The organism is Nodosilinea sp. P-1105 (genome assembly GCF_012911975.1).
Classification (GTDB): domain Bacteria; phylum Cyanobacteriota; class Cyanobacteriia; order Phormidesmidales; family Phormidesmidaceae; genus Nodosilinea.
The window spans coordinates 1-26,898 of the sequence record NZ_SMDQ01000046.1 but is presented as its reverse complement, the minus strand read 5'-3'; the positions used below and the strand labels follow the sequence as shown (position 1 = coordinate 26,898).

The 26,898-nt window shown below is 53.7% G+C and carries 21 protein-coding genes and 1 pseudogene; 10 read left to right on the top strand and 12 right to left on the bottom strand.

Annotation, left to right across the window (positions count from 1 at the left end):
- Positions 1-221: 221 nt before the first annotated feature.
- Entirely contained in the window at positions 222-1,688 is a 1,467-nt protein-coding gene (locus tag E1H13_RS17805) for an FAD-dependent oxidoreductase (protein ID WP_169615127.1), read from the top strand.
- Here E1H13_RS17805 and thiL read toward each other — a convergent pair.
- Together thiL and E1H13_RS17795 are read right to left on the bottom strand one after the other, a co-directional pair.
- Positions 1,675-2,685: a thiamine-phosphate kinase gene (thiL, locus tag E1H13_RS17800; RefSeq protein WP_169615125.1), complete on the bottom strand. Its 1,011-nt coding sequence runs from the start codon at positions 2,683-2,685 to the stop codon at positions 1,675-1,677. The genes E1H13_RS17805 and thiL overlap by 14 nt on opposite strands.
- A 7-nt stretch (positions 2,686-2,692) precedes the next feature.
- Positions 2,693-3,841, bottom strand: coding sequence for a peptidylprolyl isomerase (locus E1H13_RS17795; RefSeq protein ID WP_240966708.1), 1,149 nt, complete (start codon positions 3,839-3,841; stop codon positions 2,693-2,695).
- Between the two features lie 279 nt (positions 3,842-4,120).
- On the opposite strand from E1H13_RS17795, the gene efp reads away from it, so the two are divergent.
- From efp to E1H13_RS17775, 4 genes are all read left to right on the top strand, one after another.
- Positions 4,121-4,678: an elongation factor P gene (gene efp / locus E1H13_RS17790; protein WP_169615123.1), complete on the top strand. Its 558-nt coding sequence runs from the start codon at positions 4,121-4,123 to the stop codon at positions 4,676-4,678.
- 112 nt (positions 4,679-4,790) lie between these two features.
- On the top strand, positions 4,791-5,294 hold the full coding sequence (gene accB / locus E1H13_RS17785) for an acetyl-CoA carboxylase biotin carboxyl carrier protein (protein ID WP_169615121.1): 504 nt from the start codon (positions 4,791-4,793) through the stop codon (positions 5,292-5,294).
- Between the two features lie 10 nt (positions 5,295-5,304).
- Positions 5,305-6,030 (top strand): orotidine-5'-phosphate decarboxylase, encoded by a 726-nt coding sequence (gene pyrF, locus E1H13_RS17780; RefSeq protein WP_169615119.1) that lies wholly within the window; start codon positions 5,305-5,307, stop codon positions 6,028-6,030.
- 189 nt (positions 6,031-6,219) lie between these two features.
- The gene (locus tag E1H13_RS17775) at positions 6,220-6,804 is read left to right on the top strand and encodes a hypothetical protein (protein WP_206070652.1); all 585 of its coding nucleotides are present in this window, start codon (positions 6,220-6,222) and stop codon (positions 6,802-6,804) included.
- On the opposite strand, the gene cofH is transcribed toward E1H13_RS17775, so the two are convergent.
- Complete coding sequence (cofH, locus tag E1H13_RS17770; RefSeq protein WP_169615117.1) at positions 6,726-7,916, bottom strand: 7,8-didemethyl-8-hydroxy-5-deazariboflavin synthase subunit CofH; 1,191 nt, start codon at positions 7,914-7,916, stop codon at positions 6,726-6,728. The genes E1H13_RS17775 and cofH overlap by 79 nt on opposite strands.
- 193 nt (positions 7,917-8,109) lie before the next feature.
- On the opposite strand from cofH, the gene E1H13_RS17765 reads away from it, so the two are divergent.
- Together E1H13_RS17765 and E1H13_RS17760 are read left to right on the top strand one after the other, a co-directional pair.
- On the top strand, positions 8,110-9,246 hold the full coding sequence (locus E1H13_RS17765) for a Gfo/Idh/MocA family oxidoreductase (protein WP_169615116.1): 1,137 nt from the start codon (positions 8,110-8,112) through the stop codon (positions 9,244-9,246).
- Positions 9,247-9,273: 27 nt separating this feature from the next.
- The gene (locus tag E1H13_RS17760; RefSeq protein ID WP_169615114.1) at positions 9,274-10,383 is read left to right on the top strand and encodes a Gfo/Idh/MocA family oxidoreductase; all 1,110 of its coding nucleotides are present in this window, start codon (positions 9,274-9,276) and stop codon (positions 10,381-10,383) included.
- 112 nt (positions 10,384-10,495) lie between these two features.
- On the opposite strand, the gene E1H13_RS17755 is transcribed toward E1H13_RS17760, so the two are convergent.
- The 6 genes from E1H13_RS17755 to E1H13_RS17730 all read right to left on the bottom strand — a co-directional run bounded on the left by E1H13_RS17755 (position 10,496) and on the right by E1H13_RS17730 (position 18,137).
- Positions 10,496-11,692, bottom strand: a complete 1,197-nt coding sequence (locus tag E1H13_RS17755) for a polysaccharide biosynthesis/export family protein (protein WP_169615112.1) — start codon at positions 11,690-11,692, stop codon at positions 10,496-10,498.
- Between the two features lie 207 nt (positions 11,693-11,899).
- A complete protein-coding gene (locus E1H13_RS17750) occupies positions 11,900-12,847 on the bottom strand; it encodes a glycosyltransferase family 2 protein (RefSeq protein WP_169615111.1) in 948 nt (315 codons plus the stop codon).
- A 324-nt stretch (positions 12,848-13,171) separates the two neighbouring features.
- Positions 13,172-14,338 (bottom strand): serine hydrolase, encoded by a 1,167-nt coding sequence (locus tag E1H13_RS17745; RefSeq protein ID WP_240966707.1) that lies wholly within the window; start codon positions 14,336-14,338, stop codon positions 13,172-13,174.
- 356 nt (positions 14,339-14,694) lie between these two features.
- Positions 14,695-15,291, bottom strand: a complete 597-nt coding sequence (locus tag E1H13_RS17740) for a 5-formyltetrahydrofolate cyclo-ligase (protein ID WP_169615109.1) — start codon at positions 15,289-15,291, stop codon at positions 14,695-14,697.
- 9 nt (positions 15,292-15,300) lie between these two features.
- Positions 15,301-17,472 carry a pentapeptide repeat-containing protein gene (locus E1H13_RS17735; protein ID WP_347404183.1) on the bottom strand — a complete coding sequence of 724 codons (2,172 nt, stop codon included), beginning with the start codon at positions 17,470-17,472 and terminating at the stop codon, positions 15,301-15,303.
- Between the two features lie 5 nt (positions 17,473-17,477).
- Complete coding sequence (locus E1H13_RS17730) at positions 17,478-18,137, bottom strand: M23 family metallopeptidase (RefSeq protein ID WP_347404182.1); 660 nt, start codon at positions 18,135-18,137, stop codon at positions 17,478-17,480.
- A gap of 845 nt (positions 18,138-18,982) precedes the next feature.
- Here E1H13_RS17730 and E1H13_RS17725 point away from each other — a divergent pair.
- Positions 18,983-20,260, top strand: a complete 1,278-nt coding sequence (locus E1H13_RS17725; RefSeq protein ID WP_169615105.1) for a class I SAM-dependent methyltransferase — start codon at positions 18,983-18,985, stop codon at positions 20,258-20,260.
- Between the two features lie 198 nt (positions 20,261-20,458).
- Here E1H13_RS17725 and E1H13_RS17720 read toward each other — a convergent pair whose 3' ends face one another.
- On the bottom strand, positions 20,459-21,367 hold the full coding sequence (locus tag E1H13_RS17720; RefSeq protein ID WP_169615103.1) for an acyl-CoA desaturase: 909 nt from the start codon (positions 21,365-21,367) through the stop codon (positions 20,459-20,461).
- Between the two features lie 153 nt (positions 21,368-21,520).
- Positions 21,521-24,400, bottom strand: a complete 2,880-nt coding sequence (locus tag E1H13_RS17715) for a tetratricopeptide repeat protein (protein WP_169615101.1) — start codon at positions 24,398-24,400, stop codon at positions 21,521-21,523.
- A gap of 464 nt (positions 24,401-24,864) precedes the next feature.
- Between E1H13_RS17715 and E1H13_RS17710 the strand changes: the two genes are divergently transcribed.
- Entirely contained in the window at positions 24,865-25,563 is a 699-nt protein-coding gene (locus E1H13_RS17710; protein ID WP_169615098.1) for a Ycf66 family protein, read from the top strand.
- A 390-nt stretch (positions 25,564-25,953) separates the two neighbouring features.
- Positions 25,954-26,367: a hypothetical protein gene (locus tag E1H13_RS17705; RefSeq protein WP_169615096.1), complete on the top strand. Its 414-nt coding sequence runs from the start codon at positions 25,954-25,956 to the stop codon at positions 26,365-26,367.
- 184 nt (positions 26,368-26,551) lie between these two features.
- On the opposite strand, the pseudogene E1H13_RS17700 reads toward E1H13_RS17705, so the two are convergent.
- A pseudogene (locus E1H13_RS17700) lies at positions 26,552-26,755 on the bottom strand (DNA-3-methyladenine glycosylase I); the annotation flags it as partial.
- Positions 26,756-26,898 lie beyond the last annotated feature (143 nt).

The window sequence follows — 26,898 nt, the reverse complement described above, 5'->3', positions numbered from 1 at the left end:
AAATTACGCCATTTTCTTCCTTGCTGGCTGTTCATGTGGACAGAGCCATCCCTCACTCGTGGGTTACAGCGGCATTTATAGTGACCTGGCGATCGCCCCAACCCTGACCGCCTAACCCACGCTACGAATCCAAAACCCAAAATCCAAAATCCAAAACCTCCCCATCTCCCCCACCCCTTCACTCCCCATCTCCCCCACTCCCCCAACCCGCTACACTCGTTATGCAATCAACCGAGAACACCATGACCGTCGATTACGATGGAGTGATCATAGGCGGCACCCTACAGGGGCGAGAAGCGGCGGCATTGGGGGCCAGGGAAGGGGCGCGTATGGCCCTAGTGGAGCCGCCGGGTAGTGGCTTTAGACAGCTACGACGACAGCTGACCCTCCAGATTCTGGCTCAGGCGGCGGCCGCCTCTAAACCCGCCAGTCAATGGCATCAGTTTCTACCCCCTCGCCCTACCCCCGTCCCGTGGGCAGAGGTAAGGCAACGGGTGTCAGGGTATGCCGCCAGGGCTTATCCTCACCTCAGCTTGGGGGCGCTGGCTATAGCCGGGGTCGATGTGGTGCTAGACCAGGGGCAGTTAAGCCCTCGGCCACAGCTGGCGGTGACCACGGCTAAACGACGGCTAACGGGCCGCCGCTATCTACTTTGCCCAGATACCATCCCCACGGTGCCTCAAATTCCTGGACTGGCTCAAACCCCCTACCTCACGGCCGATACCTTGGCTGATGTCGCTACCCAACCTCAGGATATGGTGGTTTTGGGGGGCAGTGCCGATGGCATTGCGATCGCCCAGTCGCTGGCGTTATTGGGTAGTCGGGTGACCCTGATTAGCCGGGGCGATCGCCTATTGCCCACCGAAGATCCGGCCATGGCTACCTTTGTGGAGAGTCTACTGCGGGCGGCGGGGGTGACCGTGCAGGTGGGCGCAAAGATTGATCAGATTTGCGATCGAACCCTGGCTGACAGGGCTGGAATTGAAATCGAGTGGACCGATAGGGCACCTCAGCGATTTGAGCATCTGCTGCTGGCCACCGCTCGCCAGCCTGATGTCTTATCCCTAGACCTAGACCGAGTGGGTATCATCACCCATCGAAACTACATACCCGTAGACGATCGCCTCCAGACCACCCACCCCCGAGTGTTTGCCTGTGGTCCAGCCCTGGGGGGCTACTGGGCCGAAACCACCGACCATCAAGATGTGGCGATCGCCCTACGCAACGCCCTGTATTTGCCCCGGCGTCAGCTCATGTCCCTGCACCGGATTGGCCACCTGCCCACGGTGCCTGGCTATGGCCGGTTAGGGTTTACGGCTACCCAGGCTCAGCACTGGTATGGGGCCGATGCCCAGATATTACACATTTCTCTAGATCAGGTGGCTAATGCCCAGACCCTAGGGGATATCACTGGCTTTTGCCGCTGGGTTGTGCATCGAGATGGTCGATTGCTGGGGGTACAGCTTTGCAGCCCCAACGCCAGCGACCTGATTCAATCCCTGGCCAGCCTTATGCAGCAGGGGAGTCGTATTCAGCAATGGGAATCTTGGCCCCAGTTACCCCACACCCTGGCGGCCATCGTACCCCAGTTGGCGACCCGGTGGCAGCAGCACCGTTGGCAGCCAGGCACCTGGCGGCGAGACTGGGCCGAAAACTGGTTTAACTGGCGACGATCTAGGGGTCAGTAAAATGCTGGAACCCTTGACTGAAGCTAATCGTTTGGCTGTGGCCTGCCCCCAAATCCAGCACTACGGCGGGGTCGTCGGTGGTGTGACCGATGATAGTACAGGGAGACCCTAGGCGATGGACCAGCCTTTGGGCCACCGGGTCAGGCAAGCACAGCACCAGCTCAAAATCTTCGCCGCCGTACAGACACCAATCAATCCCCTGGGCTAGCCCCACCCACTGGATCAAAGCGGGATCAAGCGGTAACTGATCAACCCTCAAGCGAGCGCCCACACCGCTGGCCTGGCACAGGTGTAAAATCGCGTTCCCTAGGCCATCACTGGAGTCCATGGCGGCTAGGGCCACGGGTTTCTGATCCGCTAAAATCTCAGCCAAAGCCGCCACCACATCCAGGCGAGGCTGGGGGCGTTGGTGGGCCTGTACCCAGCGATGGGCTGCCTGGGGCTCAATCTTCTGCTCTGCCTCTGAGTGCAGTAAAAGTTCTAGACCAGCCCGAGACAAACCATGGTAACCCGTGGCCACGATCGCCTGCCCTGGTACAGCCCCATGGCGGTATAAGGCGCGCTCGGGGGCTACCTGACCCAGGGCCGTAATCGCCACCTGCACCGTAGGTGAACGACTGAGATCACCGCCGACAATGGTACCACCCCAAATGTCTAAACAGGCGGCCATGCCCTGGTACATTGCTTCCACCCAGGTCAAAGGGGTAGGTCCGGGAAGACTGAGGCCCACGGTAATACCAATGGGGGTAGCCCCCATGGCGGCCAGGTCTGATAGATTGGCCGCCACCGCTCGCCAACCTACGGATGCAGGGGGCGTGGTGCGATCGCTAAAATGCACCCCCTCCACCAATATATCCGTCGTCACCACCAGCTGCTGTCCAGCGTTTAGGGGAATCACCGCTCCGTCATCCCCAATTACATCCCCAGGGCAGAACTGGAACAGTCGCTCTAGCAGGCCCAACTCCCCCGCCTGCTCAACGGTTTGTGGATTTTCCATGGGCAGCCTAGGTGGGCTGCACCAGGTTATCAGCCCCAGCGATCACCCGAGCCGACTCAATCCGGTCCCCCTGGGTAAGTTTGTCCAGCAGTTCTTTGTTCTCGACCACGTAGCCAAAGACCGCGTAACGGCCATCCAACAAGTTCAGCCCTGCTGGGGTTAGCTCTGGCTCAAATAAGAAGAAGAAAAACTGGGACGATCCCCCATCGGGATCGGTGTTAGGCCGGGCCATACCCAGGGTGCCAAAGGCGGAGAATGGCAGCACAGGTGCCTCTAAAAACCGCCCTAGTTCCTCTAGGGTGGCTCCATAGATCGGGGCTTCGTCCCCCTTCACCAAAATTTCTAAGGGAATGGCCCGATAGGCCTTGGTCTTGGGATCAATGAACCCCTCCTCTGGACCGTCGGGGTCACCGGTTTGCAGCACGTAGTTATCTTCTGCCCGGGTAAATTCCATGCCGTCATAGAAGCCCCGCTGCACCAGGTCCACAAAGTTGCCGCCAGTGACCGGCGCGCTAAAGCCATCAATCACCGCCTGCATGGTGCCCTTGTTAGTGGTAAATTCGACGGTGGCCCGCCCCTTCAGTTGGGGCAGATGGCTATACTCCTCGGGGATGTCAAAGGGGAACCCTGCCACCATTAGCTCTTCAATGCGGCTAACGTCATTGAGCATTGCCGATCGTTTAATCCATACCGTCTCGCGATCGCGCAAGTCCACCGCCTCTCGGGCCGACGGCAGCTGCGCTTGAATGTCATCCAGGTAGCTCACAGCTGCGGCCCGCTTACCGTCCGGAATATCGGCTAAGATCGTCTCTCGCTTACGGTTCAGTAGCCGCTCCACCTTATTCAAATCCTTAGTGATGGGTCCCCAGCGCTTACTGCGCAGCCACTCTGACAAGCCCTCCAGGGTTTCCTGGACACTGCGGATATCGTCGTTGTCAATCGGTAGGGAATATCGCAATAGGGCTCGACCATCGGTGATGGCGTTGCCAGGGGGTAAGTAGGCCACCATGGTCGGCGACGGCAGAGTCACCGCCTGAGCCGGCGTTACGGTTCCCAACCACAGGCCAACCATGACCAGGATCCCTGCCCCGAACCGGGTCAGCAGGCGCAGACCCACCATCCCCCAACTGCTGTTTGCCATCAGTGCTTGAACCATAATCATCACATCTATATACTGGGCTGAATGTTTATTGGGCTGCTCTCAGCCTACAGGCGCAGTGCCTCCTATAATCTTGTCACACTGCCGGACCTGACCCAAACTTTGCCTGATGATTGCTCCAGATAAACCGTCGTCAATCCGTACCCGCATGTATGGATGAAACTATTATCTCTGGCTCCTGCCTACCCCCCAGAGGGAATGGGAAAATCTGTGGGAAATGGCCACAGGGGGGTAAAATGAGATGCCAAATGTTAACTGCCCACTAAAGCCAGCGATATGATTTCCAGCAATGATTTTCGCACCGGCACGTCCATCGAGCTCGATGGCTCAGTCTGGCGCGTGGTTGAATTTCTTCACGTTAAACCCGGCAAGGGGTCGGCCTTTGTACGCACAAAGCTCAAGAATGTGCAAACGGGTAACACGGTTGAAAAAACCTTCCGAGCCGGCGAAACCGTTCCCCAAGCGGTGATTGAAAAGAAGGACATGCAACACACCTACCGGGATGGGGAAGACCTGGTGTTCATGGACATGGAAACCTACGAAGAGGTGCGCCTCACGGCTGAACAAGTGGGCGATCAAGTCAAGTACTTGAAAGAGGAGATGAGCGTTAACGTTGTCACCTGGAACGGTCAAGTGCTAGAGGTGGAATTACCCAACTCCATTGTGCTTGAAGTAGCCCAAACTGATCCTGGTGTCAAAGGGGATACCGCCACGGGGGGTACCAAGCCCGCCATCCTCGAAACCGGTGCCCAGGTAATGGTGCCTCTGTTTATTTCGATTGGGGAAAGAATTAAAGTCGACACCCGTAGCGATACTTATCTAGGGCGGGAATAACCCCCTTAGGGTCTGGGATGTCAAGGCTGACTGAGGCTACTTTTTCCCGGTGTTCTGTGGCACACACTGCGTCTGCGATCAAGACGCTTTCTGTTGGAGTAGGGTTTACAGAGTGGAATTAAGCGTCAACGAATTGAGAGAGTTAGTGGCTGCCCTCAGCCAAAGTGACATTGCCGAGCTGACGCTAAAGAGCGCCAATTTTGAGCTAGTACTACGTAAGCAAGGGGCTGTGACCGCTACGGCTGGGGTAATGGTTAATCCTCCGGGAGCCGAGGTCTCACTACCTGCCCCTGAGCTGGTGGCCCCGGTGCCCGAGGTGAGCCAATCGACCGCCCAATCTGCCGCTCCGGCTGCCCCGCCTGGTAAAGCCAGCGATTTAGTGGCGGTGAGTTCCCCAATGGTAGGCACCTTTTATCGCTCCCCAGCCCCTGATGAACCCCCCTTCGTCAATATTGGCGATCGGATTGCCCCTGGCCAGGCGGTTTGTATTATTGAAGCCATGAAATTGATGAATGAACTAGAGGCGGAAGTTTCTGGGGAAATTGTCGAAATCCTGGTAGAAAATGCCCAACCCGTAGAGTTTGGCCAAACGTTGATGTGGGTCAAACCAGGGTGAGGCTATCCCGATGACTGTGGATGAGCGAATTATTGTCCCGTTGGATGTACCCTCCCTCTCGGCTGCACTGGCCTTGGTGGACCAACTACCCCAAGTCAGTTTTTGGAAGGTGGGGCTGGAGCTGTTTGTCAGCACAGGACCGGCTATTGTGCAGGAGCTAAAAGCGCGCCAGAAGCGAATTTTCTTGGATTTGAAATTCCATGACATCCCGAACACTATGGCCGGGGCTTGTCGGATGGCGGCAGCGCAAGGGATTGACTTGATCACCATCCACGGGGCGGCTGGCAAAACTGCCCTGATGGAGGCCCAGGCTGGGGTAATCGCAGGGGCGGCGGGGGTAGGGGTACCCACACCCATGGTGGTGGCGGTCACAGTGTTGACCAGCATTGCCCCCCAGGCGCTATCTTTGGAATTGAAGATTCCCCTAGATCTGCCTGACTATGCCTTACAAATGGCGCTGCTGGCCAAGGATAGTGGTTTGGCTGGGGTTGTTTGCTCGCCGCAAGAGGCAGGGCAACTGCGGCGATTTTTACCAGCTGACTTTGTGCTGGTTTGTCCGGGGGTGCGGCCCACCTGGGCAAACGCCAATGATCAACAGCGCACCATGACTCCAGCTCAGGCGTTGCAGGCCGGGGCCACCTACCTGGTGATCGGACGGCCGATTACGGCAGCGCCTGAACCCGCCGCCGCGTTCGATCGCATTTGCGCAGAATGTTCAACCGCCCTGTCTTCCTAGTACGGCCTGGCAGAAATATGACCACCGTTGCTGAGGGTTTTAGGTGCCAGATGCCAGGTAACAGGTAACAGGTAACAGGTAACAGGTAACAGGTAACAGGTAAATTGAGCCAACGCCCCAGGGGGCAGGAGTTTGATGTGGGTACCGATGGTCTTTAAGGGGCGTTTGAAAGGGATGGTTAAGGGGGGGATGGGGCTCTTGGCACTGCTGGTGCTACTACTCAGTCATGATCATTCGGCCTGGGCTGGCTTCGGATCCCTGCGGTCGGAGGTAAACAGCCCTAGCACCCCGATCAGACCCCACAATCCCTGCCCAGCAGAACTCGAACCCCTGGTGGCCCAACTGCTCAACGATCTACCCACCTACAGCAATTTGGTGGCTAGCCGCAGCCTGGGCCATCCAGAGGAACGTTCCAGTCCTTTTGGCACGGTCTTAGTGGCTAGTCAGCCCGATTTTACCCCGCTACCCCTGGGAGAGACTGCCCCCAGGGAAAATCTGCACCAGATCTTCTTTACCACCCTGGAGCGCCAGTACTGGCAACAGCAGGCCGTGTCCCTGCAGCACTACCATTGGCTGTTTCTGGTGCAGGGGGATGATGGCTGGCGACTCTCTCTGATTTACTCCAGCTTAGGAGCCTACCCTGCTGGCCGCCGGGGGGCCACTCCTCCCCAAGAAAGTAGCCAGGGTTTAGTGGGTCAGGCCATCGCCCTCTGGCTCAGGGACTGTCGAGCTGGGGCGATCGCGTTTCCAGAGGCAGATCCCATGGGACCATAGAGGGTATCCCGTTGTTGGGCGGGGCGGCCTAAGCTGGCGATCGCGCCCTGTAGCTGAGCCACCGTCATACAGGTTCCCCCTTGGGCCCCCGCCATTGAGGTAATGTGCTCTTCCATCAGGGTGCCCCCTATGTCATTGCAGCCCCAGGTCAGTGCTGCCGTTGCCCCCTCCAGCCCTAGCTTCACCCAACTGGGTTGGTGATTGACAATCCAGTTACCCAGGTAAATGCGGGCCACTGCAGTAAGTAATAGGGCATCGGCCAACAGGGGTTGATCTTGCCCGACCCGTCGCCGCAGGGGTTTTGGGGCTTCTTGCCCGACAAAGGGCAGCAGAATAAATTCAGTGATGGCGGCGTTACCCGCTTCTAGGGAGCGCCGCTGCAACTGCCGGAGTTGCTCCAGGTGGGTGATCTGGTGCTCTGGGGTTTCAATATGCCCAGATAGCAGGGTGCTAGTGGTCGGTAAGCCCACCTCGTGGGCCAAACCCACAATCTCCAGCCAGGTGGCAGTGTTGATTTTCTCTGGACACAACACCTGTCGTACCTGATCGTCGAGGACTTCTGCTGCTGTTCCGGGTAGAGACCCCACCCCGGCATCGCGTAACGCCTGCAGCACATGGCGGAAACTCAAGTCATCTTCACGGGCGATGAACTGCACCTCCTGGGGGGAAAAAGCATGCAGGTGCAATGCTGGGAAGGAGCCCTTGATTGTATCCACCAGCTTCAGGTAATACTGCAAAGTGCTGCCATTCACCTTGGCATAGGGGTTAAGGCCGCCCTGCATACAGATTTCGGTAGCCCCTAGGGTGACCGCTTCCTTGGCTTTATCTAGAATTGGGGCAAAGTCTAACCAGTAGGCGCCGGTGTCGTCGCGATCGCGGCGAAAGGCACAAAAACTACAGTGCTGCTCGCAAATGTTGGTGTAGTTGATATTGCGGTTGACCACATAGGTCACCACATCGCCCACCTGTTGTCGCCGCAGGCGGTCAGCGGCAGCCCGAATTGCGGCTACCGTCGATGCCTGTCGTTGCTGCAAGAGCTGCAACCCCTGCTCAGGGGAGATATCATCCCCCTGCAAGGCACGCTGCAAGATGTGGCCAACGGCAGTGTCCATGGTGATCCTCGATTGGGCAATAGCTTTGAGAAAACTTAAAGATTGTCGAAAGTTGAGTCCGTAATTTTTCTTAGGGGGGATGATCTGGGTCATTATCAATAGAAATCACCTATCAGGATTAGCATAGTCAGGCTTATCCGTCCTGCGTTCTAGCTGTAATGGCTCATATCTCGTAAACCAAGGGAGCATACCCGTGCGCATTGTTTTTGTGGGCTGTGGCTTTGTATCGGATTACTATCTCAAGACCCTTCCATTACATCCTCACCTGGAGCTGATTGGCTGCTTTGACCAAGACTGCGATCGCGCCGATCACCTGGCTAAGCGTACCTGGAGCAAGTCCTACAACTCTCTAGATGACGTGCTTGCGGATGCTAATGTCGATATCGTCGTTAACCTGACAAATCCTCGCAGCCATTACAGCATAACCCAGGCCGCACTCATGGCAGGTAAGCACGTCTACTCAGAAAAGCCGATCGCCATGACCATGGCTGAGGCCAAAGAGCTAGCAGACCTGGCTAACCAAAAAAACTTACAGCTCTCCTGTGCCCCGTGCAGTTGTCTGAGTGAATCAGCCCAAACCCTGTGGAAAGCGCTGCGGCAGGAGGTTGTGGGGCCAGTGCGATTAGTCTATGCCGAAATGGATGATGGCCTGGTTCATAAGATGCCTTACCAACAATGGGTGAGTACTTCAGGCATCCCTTGGCCATTTCAGGATGAGTTTGAAGTCGGCTGCACCCTAGAACATGCTGGCTATTACCTGACCTGGTTGACCATGTTCTTTGGTCCTGCCGCCTCAGTCACGGCATTTTCCTCGTGTCTGATCCCGGCTGCTGACAAACACCCCGAGGTGACATTGTCACCATCTGATACACCAGACTTCTCAGTCGCCTGTATCAAATTTGTCTCTGGGGTAGTAGCCCGCTTAACCTGTAGTATTGTGGCTCCCCATGACCATTCCCTGCGAATTATCGGTGATCAGGGCATCGCCGGTATTGATGATTGCTGGTACTACGGGGATCCAGTATATGTGCAACGGATGGTCAAAATTCGGCGCAAAGTCTTTATGAGCCCCGTTAAAAAGAAGTATCCGCTAGTGCGCCGTGCCCCCAAGTTTAACTACAATGGAGCTCAGCAAATGGACTTCTGCCGAGGGGTAGCTGAAATGGCAGAGGCCATTACTGAAGGGCGTCCTAATCGTTTGGCTACCGATTTTTCATTGCATAACAATGAACTGGCGATCGCCATTCAAAATGCCTTAGAAACAGGATGTACGTATCCTCTAACCACCTCATTTGAGCCTATTCAGCCTATGCCCTGGGCCATGGCCTAATCGTTACACATAAGGAAATTGACTCCTATGGTTCAGACCGGTTCCCCAATTCGCTGGGGCATTTTGGGAACGGGAACAATCGCCCGCGAGTTTGCCTACGGCCTGAGTTGTTTACCCGATGCCAAACTGGTAGCTGTGGGATCGCGCACCTTGGGCTCAGCCCAATCCTTTGCCCAAGCTTACGCCATTCCCCAGGTGCACGGCAGCTATCAAGCCCTAGCTGAGGACCCTGCGGTTGATGTGATCTACATTGCCACTCCCCATTTTCGCCATTATCAAGACTGTCTGTTGTGCTTAAACGCTGGTAAAGCAGTACTTTGCGAGAAACCCCTGGCCCTCAATGCCAAAGAGGCTAAGGAAATCGCTGACACCGCTCGCCGTCAGGGGGTGTTCTGCATGGAAGCCATGTGGATGCGGTTTATGCCCCTGGTACAGCAAGCCCAAGCCTTAATTGCCGAGGGCACCATTGGCGAGGTGTTGACCTTAACCGCTGACTTTGGCTATCCCACAGAATATGACCCTAAAAGCCGCTTCTTTAATCTGGACTTAGGGGGGGGAGCGCTATTAGATCGGGGTAGCTACCCGCTGTCTCTGGCTTTCCAGCTGCTGGGTGTCCCAGAGTCAGTGGTGGGACAAGCCTGTCTTGGTGAGACCGGAGTGGATGAGCAAGCGGCCTTCATCCTGGGCTATACCAATGGTCAGCTGGCCCAGTTGGCCGCTACCCTTCGGGGTTACGCCTCCAATACAGCGGTAATTACGGGTACAACAGGTAAAATTACGCTGCATCCGCCCTTTTGTCGGCCCGATCGCCTGTCTGTGACCCCATATTCAGAACAGCCGGTGGTCCGATCATCTCAACCGTCAGCTTCTCCATCGGCCTTCAAGCGCCAATTGGTGAGTCTGGGCAAGCGCATACCCCTGGCCAAGTCAGCGGTTGCGAAATTGCGAGACAACACCAAAACTCTATCAACCCCCATCCAGGGCAATGGGTTTAACTATGAAGCCGAGGAAGTTATGGCCTGTCTGAGGCAGCAGCAGCTCGAAAGCCCTAAGATGCCCCTTGATGAATCGGTGCAGATGCTTGAAATCATGGATTGTTTACGCCAGAGTTGGGGCCTGCATTACCCACAGGATTAGTATTAATGTCTAGAGTATCGATACAGTCTGTCAAGAGTCCAGAGTGCTTGGATTCATTGGTGATGAATTTCGCAGTATCCCAGGATAGAACCCTGGGATCTGCACCAGCGTTCTAGTCACGATCGGGATTGCCAATGCGGTCAAGCAAGTTGATGATGTTGGTAATGCCTAACACTGGATTGATAATCGCGCTGGCCGCTCCGCCAATTAACTCTAGAAAATCAGAGGTGCGAGTCACCCCAGATCGGGAGACGATTACCACATCATTTTCCCTCAGCGATGGGTTATTTTCGTCATTGAGGCCTGCCGATAAATCAACTGGAATGACTCGGTTCGTCACAGTACCGTCTTGGTTCAGCCGAATAAAGGCCACTTCTCCAGACTGGGCTCGGGGGTCATCAAAACCACCGGCGGCTAGGATGGCTTGGTTCAGCGTAGAATTAGGCTTAATTTCCACACGGCCTGGATCCTTAACCTCACCAACGACATCAACGCCAATAGCACTTGGGGAAAAGTTAGCCGCAGCAATTGTTTGGGATTCTTCCGGTAGCAAAGCTGTTGCCGTGGGCACAAAGATAGTATCTCCATCGCGCACCAGTATATTGGGCGTTTGGCTGCCATCCTTAAGTAAGGCGAAGAAATCGACTGTTGTCACCCTGTCCGGACCGTTAGCTTGGGGGCGACGCACCTGAACGTTACGAATATCAGCCATCTGGGTAATCCCGCCAGCTAGCCGAATCGCCTGCACCACAGTCCGCACTTCCCTGGGGTTCGGATCATCTCCATCAAATCCTTCCCCACCACCATCCCGAGGACGAGTGGTGAAAGAACCCGGTCGGTTGACCTCACCGACTACAGCAACGGTAGACGGTCGAGTTGTGGTTAGGGTCAAGGTGACCACCGGATCAAGAATCATCTGGGAGTATCGCTGTTCGACCTCTCTGGTGGCCTCCTCCAAACTTAGCCCTCTGACATAGACGCGCCCGATCCAGGGAAGGTTGATGGTGCCATCCACCAAAACGTTGTAAGTTTCAGCACCGTTGCCTAATTCAGGGACATTAAAAATGTCAAATTGCACAACGTCGCCCGAGTTAAGGACATAGGCATCGTCATCAAAATCGGATGGAACGGGCAGGTCTCGTTGCCCTGGACTGGAGGGTTCAGAGAAATCAATGAAGGACTCAGAGGGTGCCCCACTGGGTTCGGCTTCCCTCACTTCTGCCTGGGCAAGCACGGGGGTGACATACGACAAAAGTAGTCCCGAGAGGGTAATTGAACTTACCGATAACTTAATGAACCGACTTGCCATAACCTACTCCTAATACTTAAGCACTAAAAATAAAAATAATCTAAGCTCTATCAGATCGATTCCAGCTTGGGAGCTAGCATTTTGCCATAAACAACAGTCCAAGTCTGCACTTGAATCCTAATTTACATCAAGTCCAGCTCGGGATCTGATCTAAAGTTTTCCCGCAGGCAGAACTCCAGGTCTGGACTTGAAACTGGTTTAAGTCTATCATCGCTCTGATTCACCACCCGCTTTAAGCCTGACTTTTTCATAGGCACTTAAAAATTGCATGAAGTAAGTGATCATCACGATTTTGAGCTTAGTGCTGAAATTGTTGATTCGGTCATCTTGTATGACCTGATTTGTCACTTTAATCGGTTGTTTGAATAAATCATTGATGACTAACTTCACAACTCGACCGTATCTCTTCCACCATAGGGGTTCCTTAGCGACATACATGTCATAAATTCCCCCAGACAAGCGAAGGGTACGCCGATGTAAGTCAGCCATGGTATAGCGGGTGGGATGATAAACGCAGGCGTCATCGGCATAGATCTGTCCATACCCAGCCCCATGAACCCGTTTACCCCACTCTTGATCGCCAAAGGATTTAAGATCGGTTAAGAAATAGCCAACCTTGTCTAAAACATGCTTCCATGTAAAGATGTTTGCTGTGAATGCCGCGCCACGCTTCTCTAGAAACGCTTTTTGGGGAAAGTCCATAACAAAGCGATCATACAACTCGCAGAGATTAGGATGATTAGGATCTTTGAAGAACATTTCAATTCTGCCTGCCACCAACCCACAGTTGGGCATTTTTGTTAAGTATTTCACTCCTTTTTCTATCCAATCATTAACTGGAATACAATCTGAATCTGTGAACGCAATCACGTCACCCTTGGCAATAATAATACCTTTGTTGCGAGCTGCATAGGAACCTGGGATCAATTCCTGCTCATAAACAACGTTGTTAAACTTAGCCTTAAGGTTGTCCATGGCCTGGCTTGAATCAGAGCCATTATCGATAATAATGATTTCATAGCGATCCGAATCATAGGTTTGCTGATGCAACGCGGTTAAACAAATGTTTAGTCTGTCAGCATCGTTGTAAACCGGAATGATCACTGAGACAAACGGCTGTAGATCAGTATCGGCAGCATCCTCACAAGTTTGCATAGCTCATTATCATTATTAAGGTGTAGTTGCGCGCACAACATTGATTTTAAGCTTCAATCTTGAAGACTTTATCAAAGTATGGTCCTAAGACGATACCTTTACGATATCTTCATCTCGAGAGCTTTATCATCTATCCCATGCAAGCGGCTTTGCCCCATAGTTTTGCCCAAGTGGTTTGTCTAACGGCTCTCTCCTTGGGCAGATATACAAAACTCAGGACGTAAAAGCAGGTATTGAGGTGCCTCTGAGGTAGCTCAGTTGTTGTCACCAGGTGCTACTATGCTGCGGCATAAGCAAAGGTGGCCACATTGCTGCCAGCCGATATTATTCACTGGCTTGTTGTAGCCCGTCGACCAGGGCATTAGGGATGACCGCATCATCCCAGGCGGGGGGATACTCGCCAATGCGCACAATCACTAAATCGTAGGAGGGAATTACGTAGACCCGCTGATGATAGCGACCATCCAGGTAAACGGTGTCAGGGGCGGCGAAGGGGGCTGAGGCGGCTTGGTTAACCTGGGGATAGGCGGGTGTTCGGGCTTTAATCCATAGATGTAAGCCAAAGGTGGGCTCCAGGGGAGAGGCGCCTTGCATTTGCTGGATCCAGGCGGCTGGTACCACCTGGGTGTCGTTGACGCGCCCTTGATGCAGGATCATCTGGCCCACCCGCAGCCAGTCTCTGACGGTGGCAAAAAAGCAACAAAAGGGTTTGGCGTTGCCCCCTGGTCGGTCTAGCCAGAGAAATCCATCGTCGCTACCTAAGGGCTGCCATAACCGGCTTGATAGGTAGTCGCCGAAGGATTCGCCCGTGGCTCGTTCGAGGGCGATCGCGGCCAGTTGAGAATTGACATTGTTATAGGCAAATTGCTGGCCAGGGGGATCCTCGGCTGGAATGGCCAGGGCGGTACGGTGCACATCAGAGCCCCCATAGAGTTGCACCAGGTCAGACTGGAGGGTAGTGGTGCGGTCGTCGTTGCGCAGCCCCGACTGCATGTAGAGTAAATCGGCCAGGGTAATTTGGCCCCGATCATCGTCAGCCCATTCGTCGATGTAGGTAGCTATCGGATCCTGGAGAGATGTAATGTGCCCTTCGTCTATGGCGATGCCCATCAATAGGGCCACCAGGGTTTTGGTCATGGACATGCCATTGATCGGGCTGTCGGCGGCGTGATCGTGCCAGTACTGTTCGAGCACCAGGCGATCGCGGTGCATGACCAGCAGGGCTACCGAGTTTTGGGCTTCGGCAAACTCTACCGCTGTTCCCAAGGCCTCTGGGGGGATGACGGTGGTATCGCTGGCGGGAATCGGAGCGCTGCCGCGGGGGCCCCCGACTACCCGCTGCTGAGGTTGATACCAGTCGGCGTTAGTAATCGGGTTGTCGGGATAGGTGATGGGCCGACTGAGTAGCCGCCAGTCTACGGTGCTGTAGGCCAGCCCCAGTAACCCCACCAAGGTCACCATCAACCAGCGGCGGCGGTTGGGTTTGAGCATGGCGAGTTGACGGCGGCGGCCTGGGCGTTGGTGGGAAAAACGTCTGATAAAGCGATCGCTCAACTCAACGAGAAATGTAGCTATACCAAGTCCAGCTCGGGATCTGAAGTTTTCCCACAGGCAGAACTCCAGGTCTGGACTTGAATTTGGTTTAGAGCATCGGCATAGGATGTCAAGCTTCTAAGGGTCTTGGGGGTCTTAGGGGTCTTGGGGGCCTTGGGGGTCTTGGGGGTCTTGGGGGTCTTGGGGGTCTTGGGCCACAACTTTTGGAACATCCCAGGATAGAGCCCTGGAATCTGTACCGATGCTCACGGGCTGGTTCCATGATGCATGACATCAGGCGAATCGAGGAGGGGCTACTGGGCTAAAAACAGACCACTTTCAGAGCATACCCCGGTCATCGGGCGGTCCCACACATCTTTGGGCAGGCTAGGCAGGCGGGCATATTCAAACACCACGCCAATGGCGGGGACCCGCTGCCACTGGGGTTGGTTAAACAGGCGATCGTAGTAGCCGCCGCCGTATCCCAGTCGATAGCCCCGCACATCGCAGGCGACCGCCGGGACCAACATCAAATCCACCATGGCCAAATCCACCAGGGGAGACTTGGGGTGGGGTTCGGTAATGCCGTAGGCCCCTTTGCGCAGGGGCCATTTGCTCTGGGGGGACCAGTAGTGCCACTGCATTTGCTTACCGACGCAGCGGGGTAAGCCCCAGTGAGCATGGTGCTGGGTCAGGGGGCTCAGATCTGGTTCTTGGCGAAAGCTGGTGTAGGCCAAAATTACCCGACACTGGCGAAAGTAATTCCAGGCCAGGAGATGAGCGCAGATGCGATCGCACTTTTGCCGCCACAACTGGGGAGGAATGCTTTGGCGGGCTTTGATCAGGCGGCGACGTAGATCAGCTTTGGCCTCTTGGTTTAAATCTGAGGACGAAGAAGACGGTTGACTCACAGGGAATTGCTAGAAATACAGCAGTAGGTTTAGACCGGGAATGGTGCGCGACAGGGTCCATAACAATAGCGCAGCGTAGAGCAACCCCAACCCCCATTGATACCACACCAGAGCTGTGATCAACCCAGGCACCTGTTGATCTCGCAATCGAATGTCATTGAAGCCAAATTTCAACCAGTTGTTCAGGCTGAAATCTAGATAGTTAAGCCAATTCCAGCGACGGTCGAGCAGGATAGGGGTATAGCGATCGCGAAAAAACGGAAATTTAGGAATCACTGGCAGGCGGGCTATCAACAGCCGCAATTGGCGCAGGCTACCGTCTTCGACAAAATAGCTTTCATGCATCAGGTCATGGAATCGACCCCGCTTCAGTAGTAGAACAATCAGTCCCACGGGGATGGGTAAAATCAGTAACCCCAGAGTGATTAAGGCTAGCCCTGGATAGTCAGCCAGACGCCACAGATTGCTGAACCCCAGGCTGCCAGAGAGACCACAAGCTCCCCCCAGCCATAGCCCTTCCGCCAGGGGGGGCACGATCGGCGTTGGCAGCCGACGGCGATAGCGATCAATAAACCAAAACATCAGGGCAAAGGTGGGAATGGCCACCAACCCCAGGCCAAAGGTGAGGCCAAAACTAGTGCCATAGTGGCTAAGGACCACCAGCCCAGTCAGGATCAGCCAACGCAAACCTAGGGCGATACGCTTGGTGAGAGAAAAGGTGTTGCGGGCAAAAATATGGTCTCGTACCTTGAGGTAAGTGGCCAGATCGACCCCTTCTACGTTAAGGATGCCATCTACCCCAATAAAGGTCTGCTGCTGTCGCTGCTGAACTACGGCTTGGGCCTGGGCTTCGGTAAAGCCAGCGTTGACCAGGGCTGCAACTGAGGCCGTATTCAGGTTGACTCCCAACAACTGACGATGCCAGTCCTTGAGCCGCAAGCGCTCAGTGGTATAGGCGATGTGATTGGCGTCCCCAATTTGCTCTAGCTGTCGAAAATTACGCTCTAGATTTCGCAGCAGGGTTTCATTGCCAGTTAGCTGCGGTACCGAGAAGGCCCGACCAATTTTCCCAGGGGTGCCGAGAATCTTGGTTTGCTCGACACTGAACTCTAACCCGGCCACATTGATGTAGGCCTGGGGAGGAATCAGCGCATCTCCCAAATCCATGTCATCCCCCAGAATGACATTGCGCAAGTTCACGGGCTCGCCAAACCTGGCCTGGCGGAGGATTAGCGGCGCATCAAACCGGGATTCGGTAAAAAATACGGCCTTAGCGAAGTAATTGCGCAGAAAAAAGGCGGTGTTTTGCCAGTCAGTGCGGGCAAAATCAGCGGTGCCCTGCCACTGGATGCGGCTGAGGTTCAGGTTGCCGGTAAACTGGCTGCGGCTAAAGTTGGCGTCGGCTTTAAACTCGGCCCCTTGAAAGTTCAGTCCTTTGCGAAATTGACTCTGGTCGAATCGGGTGGGCTGGAAAAAAATTGCGTTTTTGGCCTGGACAGTCTGACGAAAGTCTGCACCCGACACGGTTACTGGCTGGCTAAAACGTGCTCCGGACAGATAGAGCCCCTGCTCAAAGGTGGCCCCCTGGGCCAAAATGCGGCCTAAGAAGAAGGTGTCGCCCCCCAACACCTGACCCTGAAAGTGGGTTTGGAGGGCCACCATCGGCCCTTTAAATAAATAGATCTGCTGGGGGGTGTCACCGGCTTGAATCAAAAATGACTGGGATAGCCGACTGAGCTGAGATAGGCGCTTGCGATCGCGCTTTAGTTGGGCCTTGGCCGCCTCACTCAGCAACGCCGCCAAACCATCCTGCTGAGCCTCAGCGGCATCTAAGGCTGAGCTATATAGGGGCTGCCGTTGTCCCAATCGTTGAAGATCCAGATCCCCCTGCACCACCGCATAGCTGAGATCCAGCGCAGGCGGTGTGGCTGGTTTTTGCAACCCATTGCTCAACAATCGATAAAACCCTTGACTGAGCTCGCTGTCGGACCGCAGATCAAGGGTAAAGTTACGCAAATCAATGACTGGACGCCCTTCCCGTTGGCCAGGATTATCCAGCCGTTGCCTCAAAATCTCTAGGGTCAAGGGGGGATGATCCCCATCCCCAGAAACCGCCAGGGCAGGACCTGCTGGGCCTACCACCAGCCATACCCCCAACAGCAACCCTAAAAGCCAGGTCACCAACCCTAGCGACCGGCCTGCTGGCCCAGATACATGGCTTGCAGCACCAGGGCCGGGTCAATCCAGTTGTCCTGGTATTTCATACCCCAGTGGAGGTGGGGGCCAGTGGTGCGCCCGGTCATGCCCACACGGCCAATGCGGGCTCCTGCTGGAACCTGCTGACCAACTCGTAACTGAATTCCCCCATTGCGATCGACCATAGCCCGCCCCCGGGAATCACGAGTCACATGGCCGTGCATATGACAATAAATGTGGGTCCAATCCCCAGACTTGATGCCCACAGAGGTGCCACAAGCCCCCTGGTCTTCCACCCAAACCACTTCCCCGGCCCACCAATTGCGGATGTAGCTGCCGTTTGGAGCGGCTAGATCAAGCCCATAGTGAAACCGTTGGTTACCATTGACCGGGTCTCTGCGGTAGCCAAAGGGAGAGGTGTAGGTCTGAAAGTCCTCCACCGGGAAGGACGCTTGAGTCCAGAAGGCGGCTGTGCCAGTATCAGCGATCGCCACCTCCTGAGCTTTGACCAGGTTGGGCGTGGCAAAGACCGTCAGGGTGGCATAGAGGGTGAGTAGCCCCAGTACCATTAGCCAAAATAGCCGAGAAAGCTTGAAGGTTGGTCGCCAACGCTGTCTCCCCCTAAATACCTCAGCCTGTAAAGCACGCACGGAAAACCTGGAGGGAACGTTGCGGAGTCGCCAAGTCATAGCTGGAAGCCCGATTGATAGGCAGCACACATCGCCAATTAGCTTATCCCAGATCTAGAAACTGGAATCACTTTTTCCCAGATTTTCCTTAAATGCCGCACGGAGGTGTGTTCAAGCCTGAGGCGATAGCCAGCCAGATGAGTTGTCTGAGGGAATTTTGCCCCCTCAGGTTCCACCCCCCCGCAACGTCAACCTCATGAGTCGCGTAGCACTGATTGCCCTGCATCGTCCCCCTGTCGCGGGTCATAACGGCCTGCCCGGAATCAATAGTCTATCGAGGATGAGCCTCTCAAGCTATTAATATTGCCCGCACACCCTGCAAATCTGGAGTTACAGCGGAAGCCATATTTAGGAGTGGTCAAGTTTGGTAAAGACTCATGAACAATATACGTTTACTTACGCTCCAAGACCCATCCAGCAGGTTAAGCAAGGTAGCATACAACAAAAGGAGCAAAAATCATTTTGTGAGAGAGAAATGACGTCCAATAAAACTTGGATTTCATTGATTTTTTGAAATTGACTGAAATTCTAAGGAAATTCTAAGTAAAAGGGAGGGGTTTTAATATAGAAAGATTAAAGATAGACTTATTAAGATCAACGTCTGTCACTTTTCACAGACATTGATCAGTTTTGTTAATCCATTCATGGTTGATACTAGGGTGTAAAATCCCTATGACAGGAAGTCAGAACGGTGAGGAAAATCATTGTCAAATGGAGGCTTCTGCTCTACCAAGTAGATAAGTGTAGGTAAGTAATTTTCGTCATCGAGCGCCAGGTTATTCTGCTACTGAAATGGGAGAAAAATCATGTCTTCGTTGTCAAAACATAGTCAAGCGAATTCTCATACTGCCTTTGCGATAAAAGAGCCCATAAGCCAGATTTTGCTTAGCAAAAATATCCAAGTAATTGAGGAAAAAGATGTCTTAGGTGGAGCGAATCCTTGGGATATTATTTGCCAAGATAATCAGCTTAGAAATGTTATCAATCAGTTCAAGAAATTCAAAACTTTAGGACTTGGCAATACCTATATAAAGGGATTATGGCGTTGTTCACGGATCGATCTGTTGTTTGAGCGCTTATTTGCTCTTAACCTGGAAACAAAAACAAATTCTATTATTTTTGAGCTGCCAAATTCGCCTTCCTTGCTTTTAGAGCAGCTGCTTTACAAAACTTTTAATTTGTCCCTGATTCGACAAATGGATGTCGCAAAGACCCACTACGACCTTCCAACTGAATTGTACGAAGGTTTTCTGGGAGAGTCGATGAAATATACGACGGGGGATTGGACCGGTCTGGCTCAAACACCCGAAAACCTGACCGCTGCTCAGAATCAGAACTTAGCCTATTGGGTTAATGAGCTGAACATTAGCGATGGTGATGTCATTCTAGACTGTGGTTGCGGATGGGGGACGCTACCAGACTACTTAAAGCATCAGTTCAACATAACCTACATTGGAATCACAATCTCAGACGTACAGATCGACTACTGTCGCGCCAAGTTCGAGGGGATGAAGGACTACCACTTCTTCAACCATAGCTATCACAATCGCCATCAAGATATTCTGGCTCAAGCGGGGGTTGAGCAGATCACAAAGTGTATTTTTCTTGAAACCCTGGAACACGGCGGTACCCGAAACCTACCTCACATTCTCAAAAATGTGCGCGAGGTGATCAGTCCCGATGGTCTACTGGGTATTCAAACTATTGGAGCGGATCACCCTACTTTGGTCTGTGATCCTTATATCAATCGATATATATTTCAGCATGCTTCGCTGGGATCACCATCGCAATTGGGTAAGGCGATCGAGAGCAATCGGCAGTTTGTAAAGATCAAGGAGAACAACATTTTCGAAGACTACCCGGCAACGTTGCGTTCCTGGAATCACTACTTTCAACAAAATTGGGAGAATATCAAACCCCATATCCAACGTATTCTTGACTCCACCCCCTTCCAAACAGTCGATGAGTGGAAGCGTCACTGGGAATTTTATCTACTAATGTGTATGGGGGCTTTTACGACAGGGACGTACCCTCAGGTTTACCAAATTACGGCAAGGCCTAATTTCTTTATCAAGTTGTCATGAGACAAGAAATGTAGACTGATCGCTTTTAACAACTTAAAAATTAAGTCTTAGCCAACAATACTCCGGACAGTTTTTGTCAGCAGTGGTGGAATGGGAGTCTCAACTCTCTTACTCAACGGCTTAGTCAGCGAGCAGTCAAGAATTTCAGCGCTTTTTCAGAAAAGTAAGTGTCCAGACTATTGAGTCAAGTAACTTAATTTAAGCGTCTTCTGTAGCCGGTAGTCCCGAATTTAATGGCTGCAAGTTGTTTGAGTGTCTAGCCCGTGCCAGCAGTTCGGTTTCAGTCGGGACCCTAAGCTTTGAGGCTAATCCAAAGAGTTCAAGTATCTTGAGGAAGCTAAATGTAGGATCGGGTAAATAAACAACCTTACCGTTCTGAACGGTAATACCATGGCGACTGGATGCCTGAAAGGCATGATGGAGATTATGCCAGCCTTCACCCACCGTTAGAAAAGCGACAAGACCATTATTCCGACTCTGGTCCTCGGTAGCAAAGGGCTGACCGCCAAAGATATGTGCCAGGGAATTGACTGTTTGAGTAGCATGAAACAGAAGCGTTGTGCTGAGAAAAAAAGCACCGAGATATTCGAGTCCCCCAATAAAGTATGAGATTGCCCCAAGCGCTATGAAGGGCAGAAAATGTAATCGATCGATAATCCTTAAAACCTTGTCATTTTCAACATCATTTGGCAGTTTTTTCGGTAAAAACCGAGGCGATAATAGCCATCCCACATGAGACCAGAGAAAACCCCAGAATCCTTGAAAAGGGGTATGAGGGGAATGAGAATCTAGCTCTTGCTCGGTATAGTAATGATGATTTAGATGATGGGCTTTCCACCAGCTTGGTCCCATCTGCCCTGCTGACGCTGCCACAATACATCCTAAATATAAAACTAGTTTTGGGGCCTGATAGGATTTATGGGTCAGTAGTCGATGGTAAATACTAGTAGTTGCCATGACTCGGCTGAGATACAGTAAAAAAATCCATAAGGTTGATCCTAGTGATAGACCTGTAACCAAGACAATGGATGAACCAATGTGATAAATAATTGGCAGTACTTGACTAATTCGATAAGTAACTAAGGTGAGTTGAGAATACTGCCTCATTTCGTTTTCTTCCAAGTGGTTTTTTGTAATGGACTAGTACAGACAGTCAGAGGTCAGAAGACAGGAGGTAGAAAGGAAATCCTGCTCCATGCAAAGGTTTGAGCTGACGGAAATAGGTGGGTTATTTCTGACTCAGAGCACTAACAGGTAATTTTACTTTTCTACTAGTTCGCGAAACCAGTTATCGCTCCATAGTTCGTCGAAAGCCGGTTCGGTGCGGGCTTCTTCTTTATAGTCAGGGTCGAGGCGCACCGCCTGTTGTAGGGCTTCCATGGCAGGATCAAACTGACGTTGCAGGGCATAGCAGAGAGCTTTATGGTAGTGGGCTTTGGGATAGTCGGGGTCGAGGGAAATGGCGGTGTCGAAGCTTTTGATGGCTGCGTCGTCGCGGCCCAGCTTAACCAGGGCCAGTCCACGATTGTCCCAGGCTTTGGGAGAGTCAGGGTTAAAGCGAGTAGCTTTGTCGAAGCTGGCTAAGGCATCGTCATATTGTTCTAACTCAATTAGGGAAAGGCCGCGATTCAGCCAGGCGATCGCGTCATTGGCCTGGTACTCCACTGCCTTATCAAAGGACTTAAAAGCTTCCTCATGCTGCTGCAAGATACCGTAGGAGACCCCCCGGTTGACCCAGGCTTCGTGGTATTCGGGGTTGAGTTCCAGGGCCTTGTCAAAGGCTTCGATCGCCTCTTCTCGACGCTTCAGACGGCTGAGTACCATGCCCCGATTCAACCAGGCTTTTGGATCGTCAGCCGCCAACTCGGTTAACCGCTCAAACACGGTGAGGGCTTCTTCGTGGCGGCGCAGCTCTCGCAGCAGCATCCCCTTTTGGCTCAGGGCGATGGTGTGTTTGGGCTCCAGGCCGAGCAGTCGATTAAGGGAGTCAATGGCGGCTTCTAGCTGCTCCAGTTCTTGCTGAGCCTTGGCCCGGTTTAGCCACACTTGAGTATTGATCGGCTGAATCTCCAGGGCTTTGTCGTATTCGCCGATGGCCAGCTGATAGTCAGCATCAGCCAGGTAGCGATCGCCCCGTTCGATATACTCGTCGGCGGTGAGGAACAGTTGAGGGCGGTTGGTCTCTAAGCGATGGAGCTTATCGTCAATGGTGGCAAACTGCTGGCGGGCCTCACTCATGAACGAATCGGCCAGATATTGAGGGGTGACTTCTCCCAGCCGCTGCATAATGTCGGCCTTTTGATGCTGGGCCTCGGCCTGAATCGCGTCCAGACGCACCTGATAACTTTGTTTCAGGTCGTTGAGATTTCCCAGGGTGACCTCCCGCCCGGCTTCGATGTCGGCCTTTAGTTGGCTAAACCGCTCGGTCATTTCGGTCATCAACTCATCCAGGCGAGCTTTCACCTGGGTTTCTCGCTCGGTGGCGGTGGCTTCCAGGTTGGCCAGGTCTTCACTCAGGCGGCGGTCAAAGCTATCAATTTTGTCGAGCACGCGATCGCGCTTAGCAAACACCACCTGCCGCACCTGTCCCAGTTGTTCGGTAAAGGCGGCTTCCATGGCTCGCAGGCTATCTAGTACCTGAATCTGCTGTTCCCCGGCGGTATCTTGCAGCGATCGCACCTGCTGACCAAAGGCATTGGCTGACTCATCCAGGTCACTGAGCAAGGTTGACTTTTGACTCTCTGCCTCCAGGGCCAGTTGGGTCAACTGGGTTTGCAGCTCCTGGGCCATCTGCTGGAACTCATCCAGGGTACTGCGCTGACGGCCATCCACCTCGGTGCGCACTGTGGCAAAGCGATCCAGAGCATCGTCAGCGGCCCGGCGCAGATCGGCGAGCAGCACCTCTTGCCGTTGCTCGATATCCCCTCGCAGCCCGGTAAACTGGGCCAAGAATTCATCCGCCTGGCGCCGCAGGTCTTGCAAAATCCGATTGCGTTGAGATTCTACCTCGCTGCGCAGGTTGGCAAACCGCTGGGTAAATTCATCGATCGAGCGCTCAATGTTCTGAATGGCCAGATCCTTTTGCCCCAGGGCCGCCACCTGCAACTCTTCCAATTGACGCCGCATCGCCTGCTCTTGAGCCCTGAGCTGGTCCAGACTGGCTTGCTCCTGGGCCTCCAGGGCAGCGGCAATGGCCGTAGCCTGGCGCTCCACCTGGTCGCTGGCCTGGGTAGTCAACTGCTGGCGCAGGTCAACTAAGGAGGCCATAACGCGATCGCGCTCATCTTGCACACTCTGGGTTAAGGTCCCCACCTGGTCGACAAAGGCGGTCTCTGTATTGTTCAGCTTTTGCAGTACGGCATCCTGCTGCACCTCCACATCACTGCGCAGCCGATTCACGTCCCGTAAAAAACTGCTCTGGTTGTCCTCCAGGGTGCGAAACACCACATCCCGCTGCATTTGGGTTTCTTTGCGCAGGGTGGTGACCTGGTCATCTGCGGTTTGCCGCAGCCCTGATAGATGGCCGACAAAATTGGCCTCTGTGGACTCTAGCTTCACCTGTAGGTCCGCCAGGGTAGACTGCCAGTCGTTGATGGTACGAGCCTTGAACTCCGCTAGATCATCCACCAGCCGGTTAAGCACCTGCTTCTTGGTCACCGCATCTTCCTGGAACCGGTTGGTGCGGCTTTCAATCGCGGTAGCCCGTTCCTGGGCCTGGCCCAGGATGTGGTCAAGGTCACGGGTCGCCGATTGGATCTTGGTTTCCAGGTCGGTGATGGCGTTGATTTGCTGACGCACCACCTCCGACACTTCCTGAATCACCGATCGCCGCATCAGCCACAGCATGGCCACCCCTACCCCTAACAACACGATTAGGGTGCCTAGCAACACAAAAAATAGGGTGGTTGCCCGGCTAAACGCCAAATCCGCTTCCCGCTGCAACCGCTCTAGCTCGGCGGTGGTTGCCCCCTGGGCCATCAGCACCGGCTGATCCGCCCCCGGTTGATCAGCGCTCCTCTGTTCTACCTGATTGGCTTGCCCTGGGTTAGCCATCAAGACCCCACCACTACTTAGCCCACACAGGACCAGCAGCAAAATTGGGCGGGGAACAGTGGCCAGGGAACGGATAGATTGCCTCATCAGGACGATCCTAGAAGGAATTTTTAAGACGACACTCCTGCCGACAAGAGTAATTTTTCAGTCCTAACAGAATAATGGCCCCAGCGGACCACCGGATCATGTCAGGACAGAACCATGAAGGACAGACAGAATATGCCTAGGATACCTGATACTTCATAGGGATTGGGCAGGGTTGGGAACTTTCCTTCGGGTTATCTGCCCAGCGTTACCGCCCAGGTAACCCATGGAATCCTTGACAGTTCGTTAAGATAATTAATAGCTATGGCTGAAATCCCCAGATATGGTGCCCCCTCGTCTAAAACCAGATCTAGCGCTGTCCCCATGAAGGCCGCTTAACCTGAAGCTAGACGTGGTATAACTGCCTGGATATGTATTAGAGTAAAGCGGTCTCGATAATCTCCCACGCATCGGTTCTAGCCGTTTGCGGCTAAGCGCAGAGTCGCCATCCTAACGAGGAATCCACTGTGAATTTTACCCCTGTCCCCCTACTCCTTGGTATTGCCACGATCCTCGGTGCCGTTACACTATTTTTTCTGGATCGGCTGAAGCCTGGGTATGGCCGCGATTCTGACAAAATCTATTCAGTTTTATTGCTCGTTTCTGGGGTGATTCTGCTGTCTGAATGGACCATGCCCCTGTTGTCCTCCCTGCAACAGTCGATCATGGTAGGTGTACTCACCTCGCTCATCATTCAGAACATCAATTCTCGCACCCCAACCCAGAATCGCCCCGCTACCCAGACCGATGGCTGGGATGGTTACGGTGGTGGGGGTGGCTACCGCCCTAGTCGGCCCAGTCGGCCAGTCTACACTCCCGATGCTCGGACAAACCTGCGGGCCGAACTAGACATGCGGGACATGGGACCCAGCGACCCCTATGCTCGCCCACGACCCATGCTAGGGGGGCGGGATGAACCTGTGCCGCCTCGGCCTCCCTACCCCCGGGATACCTACGACGATCGCTACCGCAGTGATGCCGCCCCAGATAACCGGGGCGGACGGCCCGACGAGCCTCCCTACTATGGCCCCACCCCTCGCCCTGACGACCGTGTGCGGCGGCGACGCCCCCCCAGAAGTCGCAGCGAGTATAACGATCGCTACCGCCTTGACCCCGGCCCACCGCCTGCGCCTCCCCGACCTGACTACCGACCTGAGCGAGACTAGAATAGAAAGGCAGAAGGCAGAAGGCAGAAGGTATTAGGAGATCTCTAGGAAGGAAGTTCCCAACGTTATCCACCGACCAGCACTAAGGTAGGGTGGGCTCGGCCCACCACTGGGAGATTGTTTTCCAGAGATCACCTTAGCCAGGATTTTTTGGGGATCCGAGGGCAGAACCCTGGGATCTTGGCGTACTATACCGATGCTCTAGAAGTCACTTGATGTCAAGGTGTACTGGGGTTTTACTGGGGGACTGTAAGCGTTCTTTTCTATCCTGACTGGTACTAGTACACCAAGGCAGAAATCAACCTACTGTTCAGAACGCTTAAAATCCTTGCGCAGCAACAATTTTTCACCTTGAACTTTGCATTTTGAATTCCGCGTAGCGGTACTAGTATGGCGATCGCATCTTTGTCCTTCCCTGTTTTCCTTGATACGGCTGTCATTGCTGGTACCGCCCTGTGGGCATTGGCTCTGTACCTCGGCTTTTCTCCCCTGGCCCAATGGACGATCGATCGCGTTGACGGTTGGCTGCATCGGGTCGAGAGCTCTTTAAGCGGATCACAAGACCAGGAGGCCGAAAACAGGCCAGAGACAGAGGTTGAGCGCACCGGAGAGGGGCGTGAAGCCCAGACTGCCGCGTTAGCTTCCCTGGTGAGTGTGGTGCCTTTTCTACTGGTGGGTGGTTTGATCTACTATGGTCTGACCATTAGCCTGGGGGCCAGTTGGGCGGTCAGCCTGGGGCTGATTAGCTGCGTTGGTTGTGGTGTCTATGAATTAGGCCGCCAGGCGGGTCAGGCCTCTGACTAGAACCCCGATACAGATCCCAGGGTTCTGCCCCAGAGGCTTGCCTTAGAGTGTGCTAAAACTCGCGGTCCGTGAGTCCAAGAACCTTGGGATCTTGACATACCGTCCCCAGGCATTGTGTTGACCTGATTCAGAGAGTCTGGGATCAGGGAATCGTTAGAAAGATGCTTCCTACGGCGATATTTTGCTATCCAGACATGGCCTTGATCTCCTGGTGGCGAAAGCAATCCACAGTGTGATCATTCACCAGTCCTGCCGCCTGCATGTAGGCGTAGCAGATGGTTGAGCCCACGAATCTAAAACCGCGCCGTTTTAAGTCTTGGCTGATGGCGTCGGATATAGCAGTCTGGGTAGGGACTTCGGCTAAGGTCGCCCAGGCATTTTGAATCGGTTTATAGCGGTTCCTTGTTGAGTGAGGTACAATTGAACTATAGGAGGCTCTGGGAATTATTCATGTCTGTAATGAATTTTCCTTGTGATGGCTGAGCATGAAAGCTTACTCTCTTGATTTTCGAAAAAAGATTGTTGAAGTCT

Bases quoted from the DNA above. Each gene is read 5' to 3' on its own strand.
- E1H13_RS17805 (WP_169615127.1), top strand. From the start codon at position 222: ATGCAATCAACCGAGAACACCATGACCGTCGATTACGATGGAGTGATC.
- thiL (WP_169615125.1), bottom strand. From the start codon at position 2,685: ATGGAAAATCCACAAACCGTTGAGCAGGCGGGGGAGTTGGGCCTGCTA.
- E1H13_RS17795 (WP_240966708.1), bottom strand. From the start codon at position 3,841: ATGGTTCAAGCACTGATGGCAAACAGCAGTTGGGGGATGGTGGGTCTG.
- efp (WP_169615123.1), top strand. From the start codon at position 4,121: ATGATTTCCAGCAATGATTTTCGCACCGGCACGTCCATCGAGCTCGAT.
- pyrF (WP_169615119.1), top strand. From the start codon at position 5,305: ATGACTGTGGATGAGCGAATTATTGTCCCGTTGGATGTACCCTCCCTC.
- E1H13_RS17775 (WP_206070652.1), top strand. From the start codon at position 6,220: ATGGGGCTCTTGGCACTGCTGGTGCTACTACTCAGTCATGATCATTCG.
- cofH (WP_169615117.1), bottom strand. From the start codon at position 7,916: ATGGACACTGCCGTTGGCCACATCTTGCAGCGTGCCTTGCAGGGGGAT.
- E1H13_RS17760 (WP_169615114.1), top strand. From the start codon at position 9,274: ATGGTTCAGACCGGTTCCCCAATTCGCTGGGGCATTTTGGGAACGGGA.
- E1H13_RS17755 (WP_169615112.1), bottom strand. From the start codon at position 11,692: ATGGCAAGTCGGTTCATTAAGTTATCGGTAAGTTCAATTACCCTCTCG.
- E1H13_RS17750 (WP_169615111.1), bottom strand. From the start codon at position 12,847: ATGCAAACTTGTGAGGATGCTGCCGATACTGATCTACAGCCGTTTGTC.
- E1H13_RS17745 (WP_240966707.1), bottom strand. From the start codon at position 14,338: ATGCTCAAACCCAACCGCCGCCGCTGGTTGATGGTGACCTTGGTGGGG.
- E1H13_RS17725 (WP_169615105.1), top strand. From the start codon at position 18,983: ATGTCTTCGTTGTCAAAACATAGTCAAGCGAATTCTCATACTGCCTTT.
- E1H13_RS17720 (WP_169615103.1), bottom strand. From the start codon at position 21,367: ATGAGGCAGTATTCTCAACTCACCTTAGTTACTTATCGAATTAGTCAA.
- E1H13_RS17715 (WP_169615101.1), bottom strand. From the start codon at position 24,400: ATGAGGCAATCTATCCGTTCCCTGGCCACTGTTCCCCGCCCAATTTTG.
- E1H13_RS17705 (WP_169615096.1), top strand. From the start codon at position 25,954: ATGGCGATCGCATCTTTGTCCTTCCCTGTTTTCCTTGATACGGCTGTC.